13 protein-coding genes and 1 pseudogene are annotated in these 20,383 nt (G+C 69.6%); 6 read left to right on the top strand and 8 right to left on the bottom strand.

The window, feature by feature from the left end; translation table 11 throughout:
- Positions 1 to 373: 373 nt before the first annotated feature.
- The 8 genes from tssM to tssH form a co-directional block, all read right to left on the bottom strand.
- Positions 374 to 4,492 (bottom strand): type VI secretion system membrane subunit TssM, encoded by a 4,119-nt coding sequence (gene tssM, locus WS78_RS11455; RefSeq protein WP_059582907.1) that lies wholly within the window; start codon positions 4,490 to 4,492, stop codon positions 374 to 376.
- 24 nt (positions 4,493 to 4,516) lie between these two features.
- The gene (tssL, locus tag WS78_RS11450; protein ID WP_082717349.1) at positions 4,517 to 5,806 is read right to left on the bottom strand and encodes a type VI secretion system protein TssL, long form; all 1,290 of its coding nucleotides are present in this window, start codon (positions 5,804 to 5,806) and stop codon (positions 4,517 to 4,519) included.
- Positions 5,807 to 5,882: 76 nt separating this feature from the next.
- Positions 5,883 to 7,229: a type VI secretion system baseplate subunit TssK gene (tssK, locus tag WS78_RS11445; RefSeq protein WP_038751408.1), complete on the bottom strand. Its 1,347-nt coding sequence runs from the start codon at positions 7,227 to 7,229 to the stop codon at positions 5,883 to 5,885.
- A 21-nt stretch (positions 7,230 to 7,250) separates the two neighbouring features.
- Positions 7,251 to 7,754 (bottom strand): type VI secretion system lipoprotein TssJ, encoded by a 504-nt coding sequence (gene tssJ / locus WS78_RS11440; RefSeq protein ID WP_059582915.1) that lies wholly within the window; start codon positions 7,752 to 7,754, stop codon positions 7,251 to 7,253.
- Positions 7,755 to 7,843: 89 nt separating this feature from the next.
- A complete protein-coding gene (locus tag WS78_RS11435) occupies positions 7,844 to 8,329 on the bottom strand; it encodes an Hcp family type VI secretion system effector (RefSeq protein ID WP_059582918.1) in 486 nt (161 codons plus the stop codon).
- Between the two features lie 91 nt (positions 8,330 to 8,420).
- A complete protein-coding gene (gene tssC / locus WS78_RS11430) occupies positions 8,421 to 10,001 on the bottom strand; it encodes a type VI secretion system contractile sheath large subunit (protein WP_226377129.1) in 1,581 nt (526 codons plus the stop codon).
- A 32-nt stretch (positions 10,002 to 10,033) separates the two neighbouring features.
- Positions 10,034 to 10,588, bottom strand: coding sequence for a type VI secretion system contractile sheath small subunit (gene tssB, locus WS78_RS11425; protein ID WP_038751399.1), 555 nt, complete (start codon positions 10,586 to 10,588; stop codon positions 10,034 to 10,036).
- A gap of 33 nt (positions 10,589 to 10,621) precedes the next feature.
- Entirely contained in the window at positions 10,622 to 13,363 is a 2,742-nt protein-coding gene (gene tssH / locus WS78_RS11420; RefSeq protein ID WP_059582926.1) for a type VI secretion system ATPase TssH, read from the bottom strand.
- Between the two features lie 519 nt (positions 13,364 to 13,882).
- Between tssH and WS78_RS11415 the strand changes: the two genes are divergently transcribed.
- The 6 genes and pseudogenes from WS78_RS11415 (at position 13,883) to WS78_RS11390 (ending at position 20,335) form a co-directional block, all read left to right on the top strand.
- Complete coding sequence (locus WS78_RS11415) at positions 13,883 to 14,584, top strand: TagK domain-containing protein (RefSeq protein WP_059582930.1); 702 nt, start codon at positions 13,883 to 13,885, stop codon at positions 14,582 to 14,584.
- A complete protein-coding gene (locus tag WS78_RS11410) occupies positions 14,581 to 15,660 on the top strand; it encodes a type VI secretion system accessory protein TagJ (RefSeq protein ID WP_059582934.1) in 1,080 nt (359 codons plus the stop codon). Before WS78_RS11415 ends, WS78_RS11410 begins: the two co-directional genes overlap by 4 nt.
- Positions 15,647 to 16,225, top strand: a complete 579-nt coding sequence (gene tssE / locus WS78_RS11405) for a type VI secretion system baseplate subunit TssE (protein ID WP_038751442.1) — start codon at positions 15,647 to 15,649, stop codon at positions 16,223 to 16,225. The genes WS78_RS11410 and tssE overlap by 14 nt, the downstream gene beginning before the upstream one ends.
- 30 nt (positions 16,226 to 16,255) lie before the next feature.
- Positions 16,256 to 18,145, top strand: coding sequence for a type VI secretion system baseplate subunit TssF (tssF, locus tag WS78_RS11400; RefSeq protein ID WP_038751390.1), 1,890 nt, complete (start codon positions 16,256 to 16,258; stop codon positions 18,143 to 18,145).
- Positions 18,145 to 19,223: pseudogene (gene tssG, locus WS78_RS11395) on the top strand (type VI secretion system baseplate subunit TssG). Before tssF ends, tssG begins: the two are co-directional and overlap by 1 nt.
- Before the next feature lie 59 nt (positions 19,224 to 19,282).
- Positions 19,283 to 20,335, top strand: a complete 1,053-nt coding sequence (locus WS78_RS11390; protein ID WP_059582938.1) for a type VI secretion system protein TssA — start codon at positions 19,283 to 19,285, stop codon at positions 20,333 to 20,335.
- Positions 20,336 to 20,383 lie beyond the last annotated feature (48 nt).

Genomic DNA, 20,383 nt, shown 5'->3' with positions numbered 1-20,383 from the left:
TGCGGCCGCGGTTCGAGCGACGGGGCGCCGGTATCCGCCGCGCGCCCGCGTGCGGGGCATCCAAATGCGGCGCGGCAGGGCGCGTCAGGGGCGTGACGGAGCGGCCGTTGCGCATGCGTGCACGGACGGGACGCAACTTCGCCGTATCCGGCGCGCTCGCCATCCGGCGAGCAAAGACCAGAGCATTCGACCTGCGCCGAACTAGTCCGAACTGATCAGAATCGAGCCGACCGAGCCGACCGAGCCGACCGAGCCGACCGAGCCGACCGAGCCGACCGAACCAGCCGAACCAGCCGAACGAACCGAACGAACCGAACGAACCGAGTCAACAGAACCGGGCCAACCGAATCGGTCCGATTCGAACCGATTCGAACTAACCGGCCGCTCCCCCGCGCCGCGCAACCCGCCCGGCCTTCTCTCCCGGCATCGCAGGCAGCCCCGCCGGCGGCAATCCCGGCGGCGCGCCCGTATCCGCGAGGCTGAACATCGGCATCGCGCCGGGACACCGGAACGTCTTCAGCACGTCGCTCGTCAGCGGGTTGGCGACGCTGCCCGCGCTCGCGATGTCGAGCACGGCGCGGCGGCCGTCGAAGTCGAGCGCGACGCGCGTGCGCCCGGGCGTCGCCGTTTCGCTCACGCGCCCCTTTTGCAGCAGGCGCAGCAGCGCCCATGGCCCGTCCGTCGACACCGTCGACGTGTCGGGCCGGATGCGCGGGCTCGCCGTGATTTCCGCGTGGACGCCGCCGCGCGGCCCCGGCCAGCTCACCGTGATCGGGGAAACGGGCCCGTGCTGGTAGAGCGACGTCTGTCCGTCGACGTCGATCGCGAGGCTCGTGATCGTCGGGTCCAGCTCGGGAATCCGGATGTCGGCCTTCCACGCCATCTGCTTGTGGCCCGAGCCGCCGAAGAAGATGTCGCGGATCGCCTTCGCATGCTGGAACGGCTCGAGGTCGGGGCCCTGCACCGGTTCGGTCGCGCCGGGCAGCGTCTTGTAGCGCCACGGCTTCGTCGACGTGTCGACGAACGGCGCGAGCGCGTTCGTGAAGAAGTCGTCGATCACGCCGCCCTGCGCGAAGACCCGCGTGAAATCGTCGATGCCGACGTCGCGCCGGCTGTCCGAGGCGAACGGGTAGTTGCCCGCGATCGCGAGCCGGCACGCGTCGCCGAGCTTCGCCTCCAGCTGTCGCGACAGCAACTGGCCGATGCCGCGATTCACTTCACGCGAGCCCTGCACCGACAGATCGATCAGCACCGCGCGAAACGGCGCGGGCATCGTGTCCGCGGTCATCTTTAGCTTCGCCGCCGCGTCGCTCGCGGGCGGCATGCCGTTGCTGGTGAGCGCGTCGTCCGCGACGGTGAGCGCGGTGTAGTAGTCGTTCAGCAGGCTCGTCACGGCGTCGAGCCCGGTCTTGCCCGCTTGCGCGGCGGACGGGGGCGGGGCCGTGCGCGTGTCCGCGCCGCCCGTCACCACTTCGCGCAGCGCCGCGAAATGGTTGTCGACGAGTTCGCGCTCGACGCGCTCCTCGGCGCGTATGCCGAGCGCCTGGTCCGCTTTCCGGCTCAGCTCGTCGGAGGCCTTTTGCAGGAACGAACGGTCCGCCGCGGCGACGGGGCCGGCGAGGGTCGTCTCGTTCACCGCCGCGCGCGCGAGGCGGGCGAGCGGCGAATCCGGCGCCGCGAGGCTGCGCAGCACGAGCCGGTTGAAGCCGAGGCTCGTGCCCGTCACCGTGCGGATGTCGCCGAGAAAGTCATCCCATTGCTGCGCGTACTCGATCAGGTATTGCCGGCGAATCGCCTCCGTCAGCGGATCGTCGGCTCCCGTCGCGGCGTTCACGATCGCAGCCGTTTTTTTTTGAGCGCCGCCCAGATAGGCGCGGCCCATCACCCACGCGTCGTCTTCGCGCGCGGCCTGCACGAATTCGGGCAGCCGCTTGTCGAACAGGCGCCGGTATCCGTCGAACGTGAAGAGGCCCGGCACGCCGCGCGAAAGCGGCGCGCCGCTCGCGCGCGTGAAGACGGTGCCCGCTTGCGGGCCGACGGCCCGGATCAGCGTGAATTCGTCCGGCGCGTCTTTCTCCATGGCGGCCTTCGCGCGCTCGTAGAGCCGCGCGGTCGCATTGCTGCCGTCGAGAAACTCTCGCGCCTGGCGGATCAGCGCGTCGTTGCGGATCAGCGGCGATTGCACGACGCGCTCGCCGGAAAAAAGCTGCTCGACGTGCGCGATCATCGACGCGCGGCCGCCGAAGATCGCCGCGCTGTCGGTCTTCGCCCAGTCGTCGAGCACCCACGCCTCGATCCGCGCGGCGTCGAACTTCGTCTTGTCGTACAGCATCAGGTAGACGCGCAGCGCGTCGTAGGCGGCTCTCGCGTCCCGGCGGGCGATCGCGTCGGAAAGCACCGTTTCGATCCGCTTCACGATCTGCGGCAGCAGCAGGTTGTCCGCGAGCGCGTCGTAGGTGCGACGGCTTTCGGCGACGATGCCGGGCGGCGCGTACAGGCCGAAGCGCCAGGCGCTGTCCGGCTCCGACAGGTCGAGGCCCGGGTACGTGGGCAAATCGCGCGCTTCGCTCAGCGTGTCGGGCACGGCCTCGGGCTTGGGCTCCCTGTACGACTGGCCGACCCGCGACGCGAGCGCGGCCGTCTTGCGCCCGATCGCGTCGAGGTAATCGCCGTTGTTGCCCGCGCTGACGCGCAGGCCGATTGCCGCCCACGCGAACAGCAGCAGCGCGAGCGCGTGGCCGACGATGCACAGCGTTCGCGAGCGGTATTCCCACCGCAGATTCGGCTGCACCAGATGCGCATCCGGGAACACGACCTTCGTCAGCAGATCATGGAGGAAGAAGCTCCGGTTGCCCTCGTGCCGGGGCGCGCACGCGATCGGCGCCGGCGCGCGCCCGATCGCGGCCGCGAGACGCTGCATCACGGTGCGCGCTTGCGCCGGCGCCTCGCTGCCCGTCTGGGCGGCGCTCGTGAAATACACGCCGCGCAGCGTCGAATGGTATTGCGTGTCGTCGTAGCGGGAATCGACGAACACGCGGTCGATCAGCTCGCCGAGCGAGCGCGTCATCACGAGGAATTCCTCGGCAAGGGCGGACAGCTTGCGACGCCTGAGCGCGTCGTGCTCCTCCTGCAGGCGCGCGTTCGTGCCCGCCGCGAGCCGCGCGGCCAGCGCGTCGAGCTCCTCGGCGCAGCGCGCGCGGATGCCGTCTTGCGCGACGGTCTCCTTGTCGTACGCGAGCGTGAAGCCCCATGCCTGCGCACGGCCCTCGGTGGTCAGCGAGCTGAAGTATTCGCTGAAGCCCGGCAGCCGGTCCATCTTCGTGACGAGCAGATAGACGGGAAAGCGGATGCCGAGCTCGGTGCGCAGATCGGCGAGCCGTGCGCGCAGCGCGGCGGCTTCGGCGTGGCGCGCGGTCTCGTCGGCGCTCGTCAGGGCGGCCACGTCGACGGCGAGCAGCGCGCCGTTGATCGGCGCGCGGGGGCGGTGCTTGCGCAGCATGCGCAGGAAGCCGAGCCACTCGGCCGCGTCGACGGTCTGCCGCCATGCGCTTTGCGTTCCGTCGTCCGGGGCGGCGCTCGTCGCGCTCGTCGCGCTCGCCGGGGCCGCGGCGGCCGCGCGGGCCTGGCCGGCGGCCGGGCCGTCCGCGCGGCGCGCGTCGGCCCGCGCCGCGGATTCGCCTGCGTCCGGGCGCCCGGACCGCGCGGCGACGAACGGCCGGGGCAACGCATGCAGCGACGTGCCGTGGCGCGTGTAATGGCCGGCCGTGTCGATCAGCACCGCGTCGTTGGTCAGCCACCAGTCGACGGACCCGTCGCGGCCCGAGACCATGCCCGCGGCCCGCTGCATCTGCGCGGCCACCGGGAACGTGAGGCCGGCGTTCAGGAGCGCGCTCGTCTTGCCCGACGCGCCCGAGCCGAGCGTGATGTACCACGGCAGTTCGTACAGGTAGCGCTTGCCCTGGAACAGGCGCCCGAGCCCGCGGGCGCCGGTGCGCATCGCCTTCAGGCGCGCGAGCGCGCCGGCGACGGCCGCGCCGACCCTGGCCAGTTGGCCGGCCGCGGGCGATTCGTGCCGCTTGCCGCCGACATCGAGCAGGCTTTGGAGAAAATCCGGGTCCGCTCGCATCCTCTGCAGCAGCCGGAACGCGAGATGGATCAGAAACACCGCGAGCACGGCCGCGATCGCGATCGCGCGGACCGAGGGCGGCGCGAAGGGCGTCGCGTGTCCGAACGCGAGCAGCGGCGACGCATGCCAGATCAGCAGGCAGAGCAGCGCCACGAACGCGGCGCTCGTCGAGCGGCCCGCGAGCCATAGCAGCGCGCCCGCAAGCAGCAGCGCGATCGCGGCGATCCGCATGCCCGCGCCCGCGAGCGGCTCGAGGCCGCCGAACGCGACGAACGGGCCGACGAACCAGATCAGCAGCGCGACGAGCAGCAACGCGACGAAGGCCAGGAACTGGCGCGACACCAGAAAGGAGAGGAACTTGTTCATGTCGGCATCCGAATGGCCGGGGAGTTAGTGCGCGACCGTGATTTCGACGCGGCGGTTCAGCGCGCGGCCTTGCACGGTCTGGTTGTCGCCGATCGGGTTCGCGTCGCCTCGGCCGGCCGATTCCAGGCGGCTCGCCGGCACGCCGCCCGCCTGGAGCAGCTGCATGACCTGCGTCGCGCGCGCCTCGGACAGCGCTTCGTTCGATGCGAACTGTCGGCTCTTGATCGGCGCGTCGTCGGCGTAGCCGATCACCGTCACCTTGCCCGGCACCTTCGCGATCTCGGCCGCGATCTTCGCGATCAGCGCGCCCATCGCCGCATTCACGGCCGCGCCGCCCGGCGCGAACATCGCGTCGCTTCGGAACGTCACGGAGCTGCGGCGGGCGTCTTCGTCGACGCGGACCGTTCCCGCGGCGATCTCGCTCGCGAGCAGCACCTTGAGGCGCAGCTCGGCGCGCGCGGCCGGCGGCGTCATGCGGCCAATGGCGGCGATCTGCATCTGCACGTCGGCGCCGCGGCTCGACAGCGCGTATTTGAAATAGCCGAACAGGCCGAGCAGGATCAGCGACAGCACGGCGGCCGTGATCCGCACCGGGAAATCGTAGAACGACAGGCGCTTGCCGTTCGCATCGGCTTGCCAGTGCGGCGAAAGGGCGACGGACACGGGGCCGCGTTGCGAGGCGATCTCGTTGTGGAGCCGCTGGCGCACGGTCTCGTGCTTGCGCTGGCCGTCGGCTTCGTAGCGGTAGCGGCCTTCGAAGCCGAGGCTCAGGACCCGGTACACGACTTCGAGCAGATCGAGGTGCTCCTGCGGCGAGTTCATCAGCCGGCCGATCAGCAGATATACCTTGTCGCCGCCTTGCCGGTCTTCGTGAAACGACGTGGCGAGCCCTTCGCTGATCCAGGTGCCGAAGTTGCCGTCGCCGGAGCGGGCCCACGTCGTCTGCATCGCGGCTTCGTCGAGCGCCGTGCACAGGCAATAGCGCGCGCCGAGCATGTGGTCGCGCCGGATGTTCGCCTGCTCGCAAAGCCGCTGGAACTGGCGCACTTCCTGCTCGAGCAGCAGGCGCAGCTGCTGGGCGCCTTCGCGCTCGAGCCTGTCCGGCATGTCCGACAACGCCCGCAGCAGCGGGCGCGCCGCTTCGAGCAGCGGATTCGCGGCGGCCTTGACCGCCGCGAGGCGGGCGGCGGGCGATTCCGCGGCCGGAGGCATCGCGGGGGACGGCGCGCGCGCGTGCTCGGCGAACGCCGTCACGGCGGGATCGGTCGGTGGCGGACCGGGCGGGTCCGGACGTTGGACGGCTTCTGAGCTCACGGGCGTTCTCCCGGTTCGTTCGATTGATCAACGCGACCTGCATGCGCGGCGGCCCGGTCGCTTCCTGCACGCGCCGCTATCCCCGGATTCCCCACAGTTCGAGCCGCAACGACGGGAATTCGCCCGCGATGTGCAGCGCGAGCCCGCCGTGCCGCGAGACTTCGTCCCACAGCGGCCCCGTTCGCGACAGTTCGTAGTAGACGTAGCCCGCGTTGAACGGAATCTGCCGGGGCGGCACCGGCAGCGCCTGCAGCGCGATGCCGGACAGGTGGCTGCGCACCAGATCGGGCAGCCGTTCGGAAGGCCCCACCTTCGCCTGCGCGGCGAATTGCTGTTGCAGCAGATCGGGCGGCATCTGCGCGTGCACCGCGAGCACGACCGCCGTGAAGCCCTGCACGTCGGCCGGGTCCACCACGGCGTTGAGGATGCCGTGCCCCTGATCCGACAGCGCGATGCTCTGCGCGCTGCGCACGAGCACCGCGTTGAGCAGCCGGTGCGCATCGTCGACGACGGGCTTCAGGCACAGGTGCGGCGCGACGTGCTGATACGGCGGATGCGAATCGAGCGGGCGGCGCGTGTCGGTGCGCACGTAGGTCGACAACTCGCCCGCCATGCCGACGAGAAGCGCGTACAGCTCGGCGGGCGACGTGGTCGGCACCCGCTGCAGATGCTGGAGCAGCGGCTCGTAGCGGTTGAGCGTCTGCAGCAGCAGGTAATCGGATACTTCGGCCGTCGAGCCGGTCTTGCCGTCAGCGCCCGTCAGGCGCTCGGCGAGCGCGTTCGCGCGCAGGCGCGTGAGGTCGTGGATCTTCGCGAGCCAGCTCGCGAGCGTGTCGCTCGCGCCGTAACCGGTGACGGGCGGAATCAGCGTGTCGTCGAGCTCGATGCTGGCGTCGGCGCGAATCGTCTTCACGCGCGTGAGCGCAAGGCCGATCCACGCGTCCGTCAGTTCCTTCTCGGGAATCAGCCGCAGCCGCAGGTTCGACAACTGGACTGTCTTCGGCCCTTGCCCGATCGAATTGGTGTCGCGCAGGTCGGTCTCGAACACGACGTAGCGGGCGAGCGATTCGGCCGCATGGTCGAACGCGGTTTCCTCGCCGTTCGGCACGCGGATCGGCACGGCCAGATAGATCACCTGGTCCAGGTGCTCGGGCCGGATCGTGAGCGGCGCGGGCGGCGGCGTGCTGCCGGGCGCGTCGAACGGCGTGCCGTCGGCGAATACGCCGCTCGCCGATTTGACGACGATCTTGCCGAGCGCGGGCGCCTCGGTGTCGAGGCTGTAGTGGCTGAAACCGAAGAAGAACGGGGAGAGCGGCGCCGTGCGCCGGTGCGCGTAGTGCTCGAGGTAGCGCTCCTGCTGCTGGAACAGCTGCGGGCGCATGAACAGTCCCTCGCTCCAGACGACCTTGTTATGCCAGCTCATGGTGTCATTCCGACGTTCGTGTCATTTTCCGGTTTCGGTGATCCTCACCGCGTGCGTGTCGAGATCGATCGTGAGTCTCAGCTTCGGCGACGAGAAGCGATACCAGGCCGCCTCGCGCGCGGGCGGCAGCGGATACGCGGCGCGCCAGACCGAGTTCGGCAAATCGCGGTAGGCCGCGACGACGCCGAGCGCGGTCGCGGCCGGATCGATCTTGCGGCGCAGCGTCATGCGCTCGCCCGGGCGCAGCAGCAAGCGTTCGCGCGACACGAGATCGTCGGCGAGCACGGTCTTGTCCTGGTCGTCGAGCGTGAAGAAATCGGCGGCGTTGAACGCGCCGTCGGTCTTCAGCTCATAGACGCTCACCGCGATCGGCGCCGCGCGTTTCAGGTCGTCCGGATTGACCGTGGGCGCGGCGCGCACGGTCAACTCGAGACGGGGCGGTTCCTTCGGCGTCGGCGGGCCGCCCGCGCATGCGGCGAGCGCGAGCGGGAGCGCGAAGAAGGCGGCGAGCGTGGTCGGGCGCATGCGGATTCACCGTGCTGAGGGTGAGGCGATCGAAGGCGGGCGCGTGCGGCGGACGCGGGCCGCGCCCGCCGCACGCACGCTCACGCCGCTCAGGCTTCCTTGTTGCCCTTGATGTCGAAGCTGGTCGTGACGGCGCCGCCGCTGCCGCCTTGCGCGTTCTGCACGACGTACTCCTGCTTGACCTTCGCGAACGACAGCGACACGGTCTCGCGGCTGCGCTCGGTATCGGTGCGGCTGCCCGACGGCTTCACCCGCGTGACGATCACGTCGCTCATCGTGAGCTTCAGGTACTCGAGCGGATTGCCGCCCGCCTTGCGCATCACGAGCACGGCCTGATCGACGTGCTTGCCGGTCAGCGCGTACTTCATCAGATTCGGGCTCGCGCGGTCGATCGCATGCTCGAACGTGAGATCCCGGACGGTCGCCTTGCCCGCGCCGCCGCCGCTGCCGGTGTGCATCGTCGACGCCTGCTCGATCTCCCAGCCCCAGTTCAGCACTTCGATTTCGTCCTTGTGACTGTCGTCGAGCGACTCGCCGTTGATCCCGTCGATCTTCAAAAAAATATCTTGAGCCATGAACTTGCTCTCTTGCGTTGATGACAAAAAACGGCCGGTGTCGCGGTGAAGGCGCGATGCCGGCCAGCCGAGGACGCCGGCCCGCAATGGGTCAGGCGGCTTCCTTGATCGACGGCAGCTTCGCGACGAGCCGCAGCGACACGGTCAGGCCTTCGAGCTGGAAATGCGGCCGCAGGAAGAACTTCGCCTGGTAATAGCCCGGGTTGCCTTCCACTTCCTCGACGAGCACTTCGGCGGCGGCGAGCGGCCGGCGGGCCTTGGTGTCCTGCGAGGAGTTGGCGGGGTCCGCGTCGACGTAGTTCATGATCCATTCGTTCAGCCAGCGCTGCATGTCCTCGCGCTCCTTGAACGCGCCCACCTTGTCGCGCACGATGCACTTCAGGTAGTGCGCGAAGCGCGAGCACGCGAACAGGTACGGCAGGCGCGCCGACAGGTTCGCGTTGGCGGTCGCGTCGACGTCGTCGTATTCGGCCGGCTTGTGCAGCGACTGCGCGCCGATGAAGGTCGCGTGATCGGTGTTCTTGCGGTGAACGAGCGGGATGAAGCCGTTCTTCGAGAGCTCCGCCTCGCGCCTGTCGGAGATCGCGATCTCGGTCGGGCACTTCATGTCGATGCCGCCGTCGTCGGTCGGGAACGTGTGGCACGGCAGGCTCTCGACCGTGCCGCCCGATTCGACGCCGCGGATCAGCGAGCACCAGCCGTAGAGCCGGAACGAGCGGTTGATGTTCACGCCCATCGCGTACGCCGCGTTCGCCCACGCGTAATGGCGGTGATCGGCGCCGTTCGTGTTTTCCTCGAAATCGAACTCGTCGACCGGGTTGGTATGCACGCCGTACGGCAGGCGCGCGAGGAAGCGCGGCATCGCGAGGCCGATGTAGCGCGCGTCGTCCGCGCTGCGCAGCGCGTTCCACGACGCGTATTCGAGGTTCTGCGTGAAGATCTTCGTCAGGTCGCGCGGGTTGGCCAGCTCCTGCCACGATTCCATCTGCAGCACCGACGGCGACGCGCCGGAGATGAACGGCGTGTGCGCCGCCGCGGCCACTTTCGAGATCGAGCCGAGCAGGTCGACGTCGGGCGGCGTGTGGTCGAAGTAGTAATCGGCGACGAGGCAGCCGTATGGCTCGCCGCCGAGCTGGCCGTATTCCTCTTCGTAGATCTGCTTGAAGAGCGGGCTCTGATCCCACGACTGGCCCTTGTAGCGCCGCAGCGTGCGGCGCAGCTCTTCCTTCGAGATGTCCATGAAGCGGATCTTCAGGCGCTCGTCGGTTTCGGTGTTCGACACCATGTGATGCAGCCCGCGCCACGCCGACTCGAGCTTCTGGAAATCCTCGTGATGCAGGATCAGGTTGATCTGCTCGGAAAGCTTGTGATCGATCTGCGCGATGATCGCGGCGATGCTCTTGTACGCGTCGTCGCTGATCGTCGCGGCTTGCGCGAGCGCCTGCTCGGCGAGCGTGCGGACCGCGTACTCGACGGCCTCGCGGGCCTGCTCGGTCTTCGGCCGGAACTCGTGCGCGAGCAACTGCGCGAAATCCGATTGCGGTTGGGCCTGCGATTGGGCCTGCGGTTGGGCGTCGTGCGATTGGGCCTGCGATTGGGCCTGCGATGGGGCCTGCGATTGCGTTTGCTGTTGCGTCTCGGCGCCGGCCGCCTGCGGTTGCTGTTTTTTCATGATGGTTTCCTCGGGTTGCCCTGTTCGGCCAGTCAGTCGGCGTCGCGCTCGCGCGCCGCGGCGTCGGCGCCGTTCGCCTCGCCCGCGAGCCGCGGCTTCGGCGCGGCCGCGAGCGAGCGCAGCAGCGCGTCGTCCTGCAGCAACTGGTTGACGAGCGATTCCGCGCCCGACTTGCCGTCCATGTAGGTCTGCAGGTTCGCGAGCTGCGTGCGCGCCTCGAGCAGTTGCCGCAGCGGATCGACCATCCGCGCGATCGCGGCGGGCGAGAAGTCCTCGATGCTCTCGAACGTCATGTCGACCATCAGCTGGCCGTCGCCCGTCAACGTGTTCGGCACGGCGAACGCGACGCGCGGCTTGACGGCCTTCATGCGCTCGTCGAAATTGTCGATGTCGATGTCGAGGAAGCGCCGGTCGGTGACGGACGGCAGCGGCGCGACGGGCTTGCCGGACAAGTCGGCGAGCACGCCCATGACGAACGGCAGCTCGACCTTCTTTTCCGACCCGTAGACCTCGACGTCGTACTCGATCTGCACGCGTGGCGCGCGATTGCGCGCGATGAATTTCTGGGAACTGCTGATTGCGGACATGCCTGGCTCCATGAAAGAGAGAAGAGGGCAGGGTCAGTGAGCCTGCGCGGCGGGACGCGGCGTCGCGGAGGACGTCGCAGGGTCCGCGCCGACCGGACGAAACACGAGCGCTTCCGGGGGCGGCGCGGCCGGATCTGCGACGTCGATGTCGATGCGCGCGAGGACTGCCTTCGAGGCGAACGCGTCGAGCCACAGAGCGGAGAGGCGCGGCAGCACGTGCTGCTCGATGAAGCCGATCAGCAGCCGGGCGCCGGTTTCCTGCACGAGACATCGCCCGACGATGTAGTCGACGAGCGCGTCGCGATAGGCGACGGCGATCCGATGGTGGCCGGCCATGCGCGCGGCCACGCGATCCAGGTGCAGGCGCACGATGCGCGCGAGCGCGCCGTGCTCGAGCGGCCGGTACGGCACGACGGCGACGCGGCCGAGGAACGCGGCCGGGAACGCCTTCAGGAGCTCGGGCGCGAGCGCGTCGCGCAGGCGCGCGGCGTCGGGCGCGAGCGCCGCGTCGGCGCACAGGCTCGCGCTCAGCTCGGCGCCGACGTTGCTCGTGAGCAGGATCGTCGTGTTGCGGAAATCGATGTAGCGGCCGTCGCCGTCTTCCATGTAGCCCTTGTCGAACACCTGGAAGAACACTTCGTGCACGTCGCGATGCGCTTTCTCGATCTCGTCGAGCAACACGACCGAGTAGGGGCGGCGGCGCACGGCCTCCGTCAGCACGCCGCCCTCGCCGTAGCCGACGTAGCCGGGCGGGGCGCCCTTCAGGCCCGACACGGTATGGGCTTCCTGGTACTCGCTCATGTTGATCGTGATCAGGTTCTGCTCGCCGCCGTACAGCGCCTCGGCCAGCGCGAGCGCGGTCTCGGTCTTGCCGACGCCGGACGGGCCCGCGAGCAGGAACACGCCGAGCGGCTTGTGCGGATCGCTCAGGCCCGCGCGCGCGGTCTGCACGCGTTCGCCGATCTGGCGCAGCGCATCGGCCTGGCCGATCACGCGCGCCTCCAGCGTGGCGGGCAGCGCGCGCACGGCGGCGACTTCGTCGGTCACCATCCGGCCGACCGGAATGCCGGTCCAGTCGGCGACGATCTGCGCGACGATCGCCTCGTCGACTTCGGGGAACACGAGCGGCGCGTCGCCTTGCGCCGCCGCGAAGCCGCGCTCGAGCGCGCCGAGCGCCGCGGCGGGCGCGCTCGGCATCGCGCCGCCTTCGGGTGCCGTGCCTTCGGGGGCCGCGTCTTCGGCGAGCGCCGCCTCGCGCGCGGCGAGCAGCGCCCGCGCCGCTTCGATCTGCGCCTGCCAGCGGGCGTCGAGCGCCGCCTCTTCGGCCGACAGCGCCGCGATCCGGCCGACGCAAGCCGCGACGGACTGCTCGGCCGCGAGGCCGATGCGCGCCTCTTGCCCGAGCAGGTCGAGCTCGGTGCGCGCTGCCCGCAGGCGCCGGCGCGCGTCCTGCAGTTCGCGCGGCGCCGCGTGCTGCGAAAGCGCGACGCGCGCGCACGCGGTGTCGAGCAGGCTGATCGCCTTGTCCGGCAACTGGCGCGACGGGATGTAGCGATGCGACAGCGTCACCGCGGCGCGGATCGCCTCGTCGCGCACGAGGACGCCGTGATGCCGCGAGAACGTCCGCGCGAGGCCGCGCACCATGTCGACCGCGGCCTGCTCGTCCGGCTCCTGCACTTGCAGCACCTGGAACCGGCGGGTCAACGCGGGATCTTTCTCGATGTGCCGCTTGTATTCGGACCACGTGGTCGCGCCGATCATGCGGATCGTGCCGCGCGCGAGCGCCGGCTTGAGCAGGTTCGCCGCGTCTCCCGTGCCTGCCTGGCCGCCCGCGCCGATCAGCGTGTGCGCTTCGTCGACGAACAGGATGACCGGAGCGGGCGATTTCGCGGCGGCCTCGAGCACGCTTTTCAGGCGCGATTCGAATTCGCCCTTCACGCTCGCGCCGGCGAGCAGCGCGCCGACGTCGAGGCTCATCAGACGTGCGCCGGCGAGCTTCGGCGGCACGTCGCCCGCCGCGATCGCGAGCGCCAGGCCTTCGACGACGGCCGTCTTGCCCACGCCCGCCTCGCCCGTGAGGAGGGGATTGTTTTGCCGGCGGCGCAGCAGCACGTCGATCATCGTGCGGATTTCCAGCTCCCGACCCACGACGGGATCGATTCCACCGTCTTTCGCGCGCGCGGTGAGATCCGCGCAGTACGGCTCGATCGGCGCGCCGGTCGGCGCCGACGGGATCGCATCGGATGCGGCGCCCGCCGGGACGGGCGCGAAATCGCGGCTGTCGTAGGGCGCGTCGGCGGCTTCCGGGGAGCCGTCGATCCACGCGGGCAGCGCGTCGTCGATGCCGTCCGCGCCGAGCTTGCCGAACGCCGGAGAAATGGAGAGCAGCACGCGCCGCAACTCCGGCGTGCCCACGAGCGCCGCCACGAGCCACGCGCCGCGGATGCGCCGATCGTCGAAGCGCAGCGTCGCGAGCACCCATGCGCGCTCGATGGCCGATTCGACGTGATGCGAGAAATCGCTGATCGAGCTGGCGCCCGCGGGCAGCGCGGCGAGCGCGCGCGCCATGTCGCGATCCAGCGCGTCGCGCTCGATGCCCGCGTGCCGGAGGATGCGGTGCAGATCCGAGTCGGTCTGCTGCAACAACTGGTGCAGCCAATGAACCAGCTCGACGTACGGGTTGCCGCGCAGCTTGCAGAAGACCGTCGCCGACTCGATCCCTCTGAAGAGCGTGCCCCCGAGCTTGCCGAACAGCGCCTGACGCGAAATCGTCATGGACAGGTCCTTCCTTTTGCTTGTCTTGTTTTATTGCGGAGCCGAGCTAATCGCTCCGCACATCGTTCGATCGTCAAGGCGCGCGACTTGTTTTAGGATTTTTCTTATTCGCATTAATGCGTTCTGCTTTCGTTGGCTCGAATATTCTTTTTGAATTAAGGCTTGGTCAACTACCATAAATGGTAAGTCGGTCGAAAAATGGAGGATCGAACTTTTTTGTCAATCGAATCGGCAAATTGTCAAAAATTGCAAAGCTGTTATATTCCGTTATGGACAACGGCGAATTCCATGGCGCACACTGATTTAAAGCACGTGCCGCGTGAAATGCGGCGCGCCGGAAAATAGCGTCGCATCGAATAATTGATGTCGCCGAGGCCGATTGAATTGCCGCCGGATTTCGTGTGGAATCTGTTTCCGGGTGCGAAAATCGGTGTCGAATGAAATTCTTTTTATTGAGATAACGAGAGCGGTTCGATTTAAGAGCGATTTTCATCGATTTTTAAGTCAGTCGGATTTGCCATGCGAACTTTTAAACTGTTTCGCCGCAACGGGCAGGGCGCGCAATATGCCGAATCGGCATCGCGGGACGCCAGCGCTGCGTCTCGGGCCGCCGGCCGCCGCAGCGAATCGATCGACGAGACGCTGCTGATCGGGCCGTCGGATACGGGCCAGGATGATTCGACGTATGACGGCGGCGCGGTGTTCGGCCTGATCGGGACGACGATCGCGGCGGAGGCGTTCGCTTCCCGTCCGGAGCGCGCTGCAACGGATGTTGCGACGGCGGCCGGCGCGCCCGCGCCTGCCGGGGATCTCGTGCATTTGCTGTACGAACAGTACTGCAGGGCGCTCGAGGACCCGCAGGCGCCGCTGACGAGCGATTGGGCGGCCCGGCTGGCGGTCGTGCACGCGCCGTCGCCGGAGCCGGCCGTCGCGCGGATCGAGGAAGCCGACGGCACAGGCGCGATCGACGCGCTTCTGTCCGGCGCGCGCGTCCTCGACGACGCGTTCGGCTCGCTCGGCTCGGACGGCGCGCCCGATCCGGCGGGCGCGGATTCGACGCCGGAGGTTCTGCGGCTTTTCGCTCCGGCCGAATACCGCGCGGCGGCGGCGCGGCGGCCGGGCGGCCTGCCGCCCGCCCTGGCCCGGCGAGAGCACCATGCGCTCGCCATCGACAGCCCGCTGCCCGCGCCGGGCGCGGCCTCGAATCAGGACGCGCGATGACGACGCCGAACGCATCGGATGCGCGCGCCGCGGCGAAAGCCGATCTGCACGATCTGCCGATCGCGGCGCGGCTCGCGGAGATGGAACGGCGCGTCCGGGAGCAGCCCGCGAGCGCGGAGCACCGCTGGCCGCTATTTCAGCTGCTGTGCGTGACGGAGCAGTGGGCGCGCGCGCTCGTGCAGTTGCAGGCGCATGCGCAGCTCGCGCCGCAGGATGCGCAGGCCGCGCAGGCATACCGCGATCTGATTCGCGCCGAGCGCTTGCGCGCCGAGGTGGTCGCCGGCCGCGCGCGGCCCGGATTCGTGTTCGATGCGCCGCGGTGGGCCGACGATCTGCTGGAGGCGCTGCGCGCCGCGTCGATCGGCCGGCGCGACGAGGCCGACCGCGTGCGCGAGCGGGCGCTCGATCAGGCGCCGCTCGTCGCGGGGCGCGCGCCGCATTCGGCGTTCGACTGGATCGCCGACAGCGATTCGCGGTTCGGCCCCGTGTGCGAGATCGTGACTGCCGGCCATTATCGGTGGCTGCCGTTTTCGGACATTGCCGCGTGGCACGTTCCGCGTCCGGCCCGGCTGATCGATCTCGTATGGGCGCCGTGCGCGGTGACGCTCGTCGACGGCGGCGCGGTGCGGGGCTTCATGCCGGCGCGCTATCCGGCGGCGGATGACGCGAACCAAGCGAACCAAGCGAACCAAGCGAACCAAGCGAACGAGACGAACGAGACGAACGAGACGAACGAGACGAACGAGACGAACGAGACGAACGAGACGAACGAGACGAACGAGACGAACGATGCGCACGAAACGAATGCGCACGCCGATCGAGGCGCGGCCGACGCGGCGCGCGAGATCGACGCGTTGCGCGTCGGCCACAGGACGACATGGCGCGAGGCCGGCCGTACCGGCGTGATCGCGCGAGGCCGGAAGACCTGGTCGACGAGCGCGGGCGACTACGGCCTGTTCGAGCTCGAGCGCTGCGCGTTCGGCGCGGCGGCGCGCGCGGCCGGGGCGGCGGATGGCGCGACGCACGATGCGGCGCACGGCGCGCCGCGCGAAGGAGACGGCGATGGACGAGCATGAGAAACGCGCGCCGGGGCCGGGCAAAGGCGGCGCGCGCCCGGGCGGCGCAGGCGTCGCGGCGCCGCGACGCGCGAACACGCATCTGCTGCCCACGCTGATCGACCGGCTGCGCGACGACGCGCCGCAGCGCCAGACCGAGGCACCCGGCGAATACGCGGTGACGCGCATGCAGATGCGCGGCATCGTCCAGCGCGATCTCGCGTTCCTGCTCAACACGATGAACATCGACGATCGCATCGACCGCGAGCGGTATCCCGCCGCGGCCGCGTCGACCGTCAACTTCGGCGTGCCGCCGCTCGCGGGCGCGTTCATGGCGGCGTGCAAATGGGCCGACATCGAGCGGATCATCCGCCGGGCGATCGCCGATTTCGAGCCGAGGCTGATCGCGGAAACGCTCGTCGTCGCGCCGTCGAAGGACGTCGAGGCGGGCGAGCGATCGAACGTGCTGTCGTTCGAGGTGCGGGGCATGATCCGCATGGACCCTTATCCGATCGAATTCATGGTCCAGAGCGCGCTCGATCTGGAAACGAGCCAGGTGAGCATTACCGGCATGCGCGCGGTCTGACGCGCGCGCCGACGACAAGGGGGACATCCGGTGGACCCGCGACTGCTCGACTACTACAACCAGGAACTGATCTACATGCGCGAGCTCGGGGCCGAGTTCGCGCACGCGCACCCGAAGATCGCGCGGCGCCTCGGCATGCAGGCGGGCGAGGTGGCCGATCCGTACGTCGAGCGGCTGATCGAGGCGTTCTGCTTCATGGCCGCGCGCATGCAGATCAAGCTCGACGCGGAGTTTCCGCGCTTCACGGGCCGGCTGCTGGAAGTGCTGTATCCGAACTACGTCGCGCCCACGCCGTCGATGGCGGTCGCGCGCCTGTATCCGAGCCGCACCGAAGGCAATCTCGCCGAAGGGTTTCGCATCGCGCGCGGCACCGCGTTCACCGCGCGCGTGCCGGCCGGCGAGAAGACCGCCTGCCAGTTCCGCAGCGGGCAGGACGTGACGCTCTATCCGCTGGAGATCGCGGAAGCGACGCTGACGGGCATCCCGCCCGACATCCCGGCGCTCGACCGCTACGTTGCGTCCGGCACGCAGGTGCGCGGCGCGTTGCGCCTGCGGCTGCGCACGACGGGCAACGTCCGCATCGCGGACCTGAAGGGGCTGGACCGGCTGCCGGTGTATCTGGCGGGCGACGAGCAGGTGGCCTCGCACCTGTTCGAACTGCTGCACGTGGCGGGCGTCGCGACGATCATCGCGGCGCCGGGCGAATTCGCGGCGCCGGGCCGGCCGCTTTACGCCGTGACGGCCGATGCGCTCGCCCACGAAGGGCTCGGCGCCGACGAAGGCCTGCTGCCGCTCACGTGGTCGAAGTTTCACGGGCACAACCTGCTGCACGAATACTTCGCGTGTCCGCAGCGGTTCTACTTCTTCGCGTTGACGGGCCTCGCCGACGGATTGCGCCGCGTGAGCGGCCGCGAGGTCGAGATCGTCGTGCTGCTCGACCAGTCGCCCGAGCGGCTCGAGAGCGTCGTCGACGCATCGCGCTTCGCGCTGTTCTGCACGCCCGTCGTCAACCTGTTCGCGCGCCACACGGACCGGATCGAGCTGTCGACGGGGCAGAGCGAATTTCACCTGGTGCCGGCGCGCCTCGCGCCGCTCGACTACGAGGTGTTTTCCGTCGAGGCGATGCACGGGCAGGTCGCGGCCACGTCCGCCGAGCTCGAGTTCCGGCCGCTTTACCAGACGCTCAACGACGACGAGCACAATCATGGACGCTATTTCTCGACACGGCGCGAGCGTCGGCTCGCATCGGACTCGGCGCGCCGCTACGGCACGCGCACGCCTTATGTCGGCACGGAGATGTTCGTATCCCTCGTCGATCAGAACGAGGCGCCTTATAGCGAGGAAATCCGCTACCTGTCGGTCGACGCGCTGCTGACGAACCGCGACCTGCCGACCCTCGTGCCGCGCGACGGCGTGCGCGACCTCACGATCGTCGAATCCGCGCCGCTCGAAAGCGTCGGCCTGATCCGCGCGCCGACCGCGCCGAAGGCGCCGTATGCGGAGCGCGAGACCGCGTGGCGGCTGATACGCCAGCTCAATTTCAACTATCTGCCGCTCGACGAGCTCGATCACCGCGCGGGCGGCCAGGGAATGCGCGATCTGCTGCGTCTGTTCGTGACGGGCGACGAGGCCGACAATCGCCGGCAGATCGAGAGCCTGATCGGCGTGAAGACGCGGCCCGTGACGAGAAAGCTGCCGGGCGCGGGCCCGCTCGTCTTCGGGCGCGGCATCGAATGCTCGCTCACCGTCGACGAGCCGGGTTTTTCCGGCGTGAGCCCGTACCTGTTCGGGCTGGTGCTCGAACACTATCTGGCGCGGCACGTGTCGATCAACGTTTTCACGCAGACCGAGCTGCATTCGGTCCAGCGCGGCCGCATCGCGCGCTGGCCGGTGCGCATGGGCGCGCGGGGAGGGGCTTGATGGAACACGCATCGCACGACGCCGCGCTCCCGCCGCGGATGCTCGAACGCCTGAAGGCCGAGCCTTGGCGCTACGGCTTTCTGACGCTGCTGCGGCGCGTCGGCGCGAATCCTCGCCTCGATCCGATCGGCACCGCGAAGCGTCCGCGCGCCGAGCCGTTCAGGCTCGGCCAGCAGCCGAGCCTCGCGTTCGCGCCGCGCGAGATCGCGAGCGTCGGCGGCGCGAACGGCCGGCTCCGGGTGCGGCTGTTCGGCCTCGGCATGCTGGGGCCGAACGGGCCGCTGCCGATCCACGTGACGGAGATCGCGCGCGATCGCGAAGAGAGCCGGCGCGACACGACGCTCGGCGATTTCCTCGACCTCTTTCACCACCGCTATCTGACGCTGCTGTATCGCGCGTGGGCGTCGGCGCAGGCGGCGGCGGGGCTCGACAGGCCGGGCGACGAGCGTTTTTCCTTTTATGTCGCGAGCCTCACCGGGCAGGACGCGGCCGACATCGCCGCGCGCCCGCTGCCCGCGCACGCGCGCCTGTCGGCGTCGCCGCACCTGGTGCGCGAGGCGCGCAATCCGGATGGCCTGCGCATGACGCTCCAGCGTTACTTCGGCGTGCCGGTGACGATCGAGGAGAACGTGTTCCACTGGATTCGGGTGGACCCGGCCGAGCACAGCCGTCTCGGCCGGCCGGGCAGCGCGTCGGTCATGGCCGAAGGCGCGATGCTCGGCGAGCTGGTGCCGGACCGGCAGCACAAATTCCGCATCGTCGTCGGACCGCTCGACATCGACGCCTATCTGCGCTTCACGCCGCAGGGCGAGGATTTGCCGCGGCTCGTCGAATGGGTGCGGGCGTTCGTCGGCTACGAGTTCGAATGGGAGCTCGAGCTGCGCATCAAGCCGAACGGCGCGCCCCCCGCGGTGATGAACGGCCCGCAGCAGCTCGGCTGGTCGGGGTGGCTCGGGCGCTCGCCAGCCGAGGCGCCCGTCACCGGCATGCGTTTCGAACCCGAGCGGTATGCGGACCGGTTCCGGCGCGATGGCGGCCCGACGCCCGCCGATCGCCCGATTTGAGAGGTGAGCGATGAGCAGCAGAAAACCGGCCGGTCAATCCGCGCCCGCGCGAACGCCGAAGGCTCCGGACTGGATGGCGAGCGTCGATGCGGACGCGCCTTGCGGAGCGGACCTTGAATACGATCCCGAATTCGTCGTGCTGTCGGCGAAGGTCGCGCCCCGCTCGGACGCGCAGTACGGCGACTTCGTCGGGATGCCCGAACCCGTGAACTGGAGCGACGTCGACCGCGACTGCCGTCGGCTGATGACGCGCAGCAAGGACATGCGCGTCGCGGTTCTGTTCGCCCGGTGCCGCACCCGGCTCGCCGGCGCGGCCGGGCTGGCCGAAGGCGTCGGCCTGCTCGCCGCGTGGCTCGCCGCGTTCCCCGATGCGATTCATCCGCGGGCCGACGTCGACGCGGATCGCGACGCGGCGCTCGAGATCCGGATGAATGCGCTGCAGGCGCTGACCGATTCCGACGGCCTGCTCGCGGACGTGCGCGAGATCGTGCTGATCGGCGCGACCGCGACGCGCCTGCAGGTGCGCGACGTGGAGCGCGCGTTTGCGCAACCGCGCCCGGGCGACGCGCTCGCGCCCGAATCCGTCGCGCGCCAGCTCGCGGATCTGCGCGCGCAGCAGCCGGCCGCGCTCGCGGGCTTCGACGAAGCGCTCGCGAGCGCGGCCGCGATTCGCGCATGGAGCCGCGCGCATCTCGGTGCGTATGTGCCCGATCTGTCGGCGCTCGAAGGGCTGCTTCGACATGTCGCGGGGCGAGGCGCGCGCACGGACCACGCGGCCCCGGCGCCGGCCCCCGCCGATGCGCCGCCGACGCAGGAGGCGGGCCGCGTGCGAGCGGACCGCCCCGCGCGGGCTCAGGCGCAGGCTCACGCTCAGACGTCCGTCGAACGCGAGGCGGCGCCGACGGTCGAGTCGAACGAACGCGGCGCGGTCGCGACGCCGCTCGATCGCTACGCCGCGCGCGCGTTGATCCGGGAGGCGCGCGAGTGGTTCGAGCAGCACGAGCCGAGCAGTCCGATTCCGGTGCTGCTCAGGCGCGCCGAGTATTTCGTCGGCAAGCGCTATGCGGAAGTGGCGCGGGCGATTCCGGTCGAGCTGCTCGCGCAGTGGGGCGACGGCGAATCCTGATCGCGCATGGGCGCGAAGCGCGCCGATTGGCGTCGCTCGCCGATAGAC

The organism is Burkholderia savannae (assembly GCF_001524445.2).
In the GTDB taxonomy this organism is placed as follows: domain Bacteria; phylum Pseudomonadota; class Gammaproteobacteria; order Burkholderiales; family Burkholderiaceae; genus Burkholderia; species Burkholderia savannae.
The sequence above is the reverse complement of the archived record's forward strand: the minus strand, read 5'-3'. Positions and strand labels throughout refer to the sequence as shown.

Excerpts from the sequence above, each read along its gene's own strand:
- WS78_RS11415 (WP_059582930.1), top strand. The coding sequence starts at position 13,883 with ATGCGAACTTTTAAACTGTTTCGCCGCAACGGGCAGGGCGCGCAATAT.
- tssC (WP_226377129.1), bottom strand. The coding sequence starts at position 10,001 with ATGAAAAAACAGCAACCGCAGGCGGCCGGCGCCGAGACGCAACAGCAA.
- tssH (WP_059582926.1), bottom strand. The coding sequence starts at position 13,363 with ATGACGATTTCGCGTCAGGCGCTGTTCGGCAAGCTCGGGGGCACGCTC.
- WS78_RS11410 (WP_059582934.1), top strand. The coding sequence starts at position 14,581 with ATGACGACGCCGAACGCATCGGATGCGCGCGCCGCGGCGAAAGCCGAT.
- tssJ (WP_059582915.1), bottom strand. The coding sequence starts at position 7,754 with ATGCGCCCGACCACGCTCGCCGCCTTCTTCGCGCTCCCGCTCGCGCTC.
- WS78_RS11390 (WP_059582938.1), top strand. The coding sequence starts at position 19,283 with ATGGCGAGCGTCGATGCGGACGCGCCTTGCGGAGCGGACCTTGAATAC.
- tssB (WP_038751399.1), bottom strand. The coding sequence starts at position 10,588 with ATGTCCGCAATCAGCAGTTCCCAGAAATTCATCGCGCGCAATCGCGCG.
- tssK (WP_038751408.1), bottom strand. The coding sequence starts at position 7,229 with ATGAGCTGGCATAACAAGGTCGTCTGGAGCGAGGGACTGTTCATGCGC.
- WS78_RS11435 (WP_059582918.1), bottom strand. The coding sequence starts at position 8,329 with ATGGCTCAAGATATTTTTTTGAAGATCGACGGGATCAACGGCGAGTCG.
- tssE (WP_038751442.1), top strand. The coding sequence starts at position 15,647 with ATGGACGAGCATGAGAAACGCGCGCCGGGGCCGGGCAAAGGCGGCGCG.
- tssM (WP_059582907.1), bottom strand. The coding sequence starts at position 4,492 with ATGAACAAGTTCCTCTCCTTTCTGGTGTCGCGCCAGTTCCTGGCCTTC.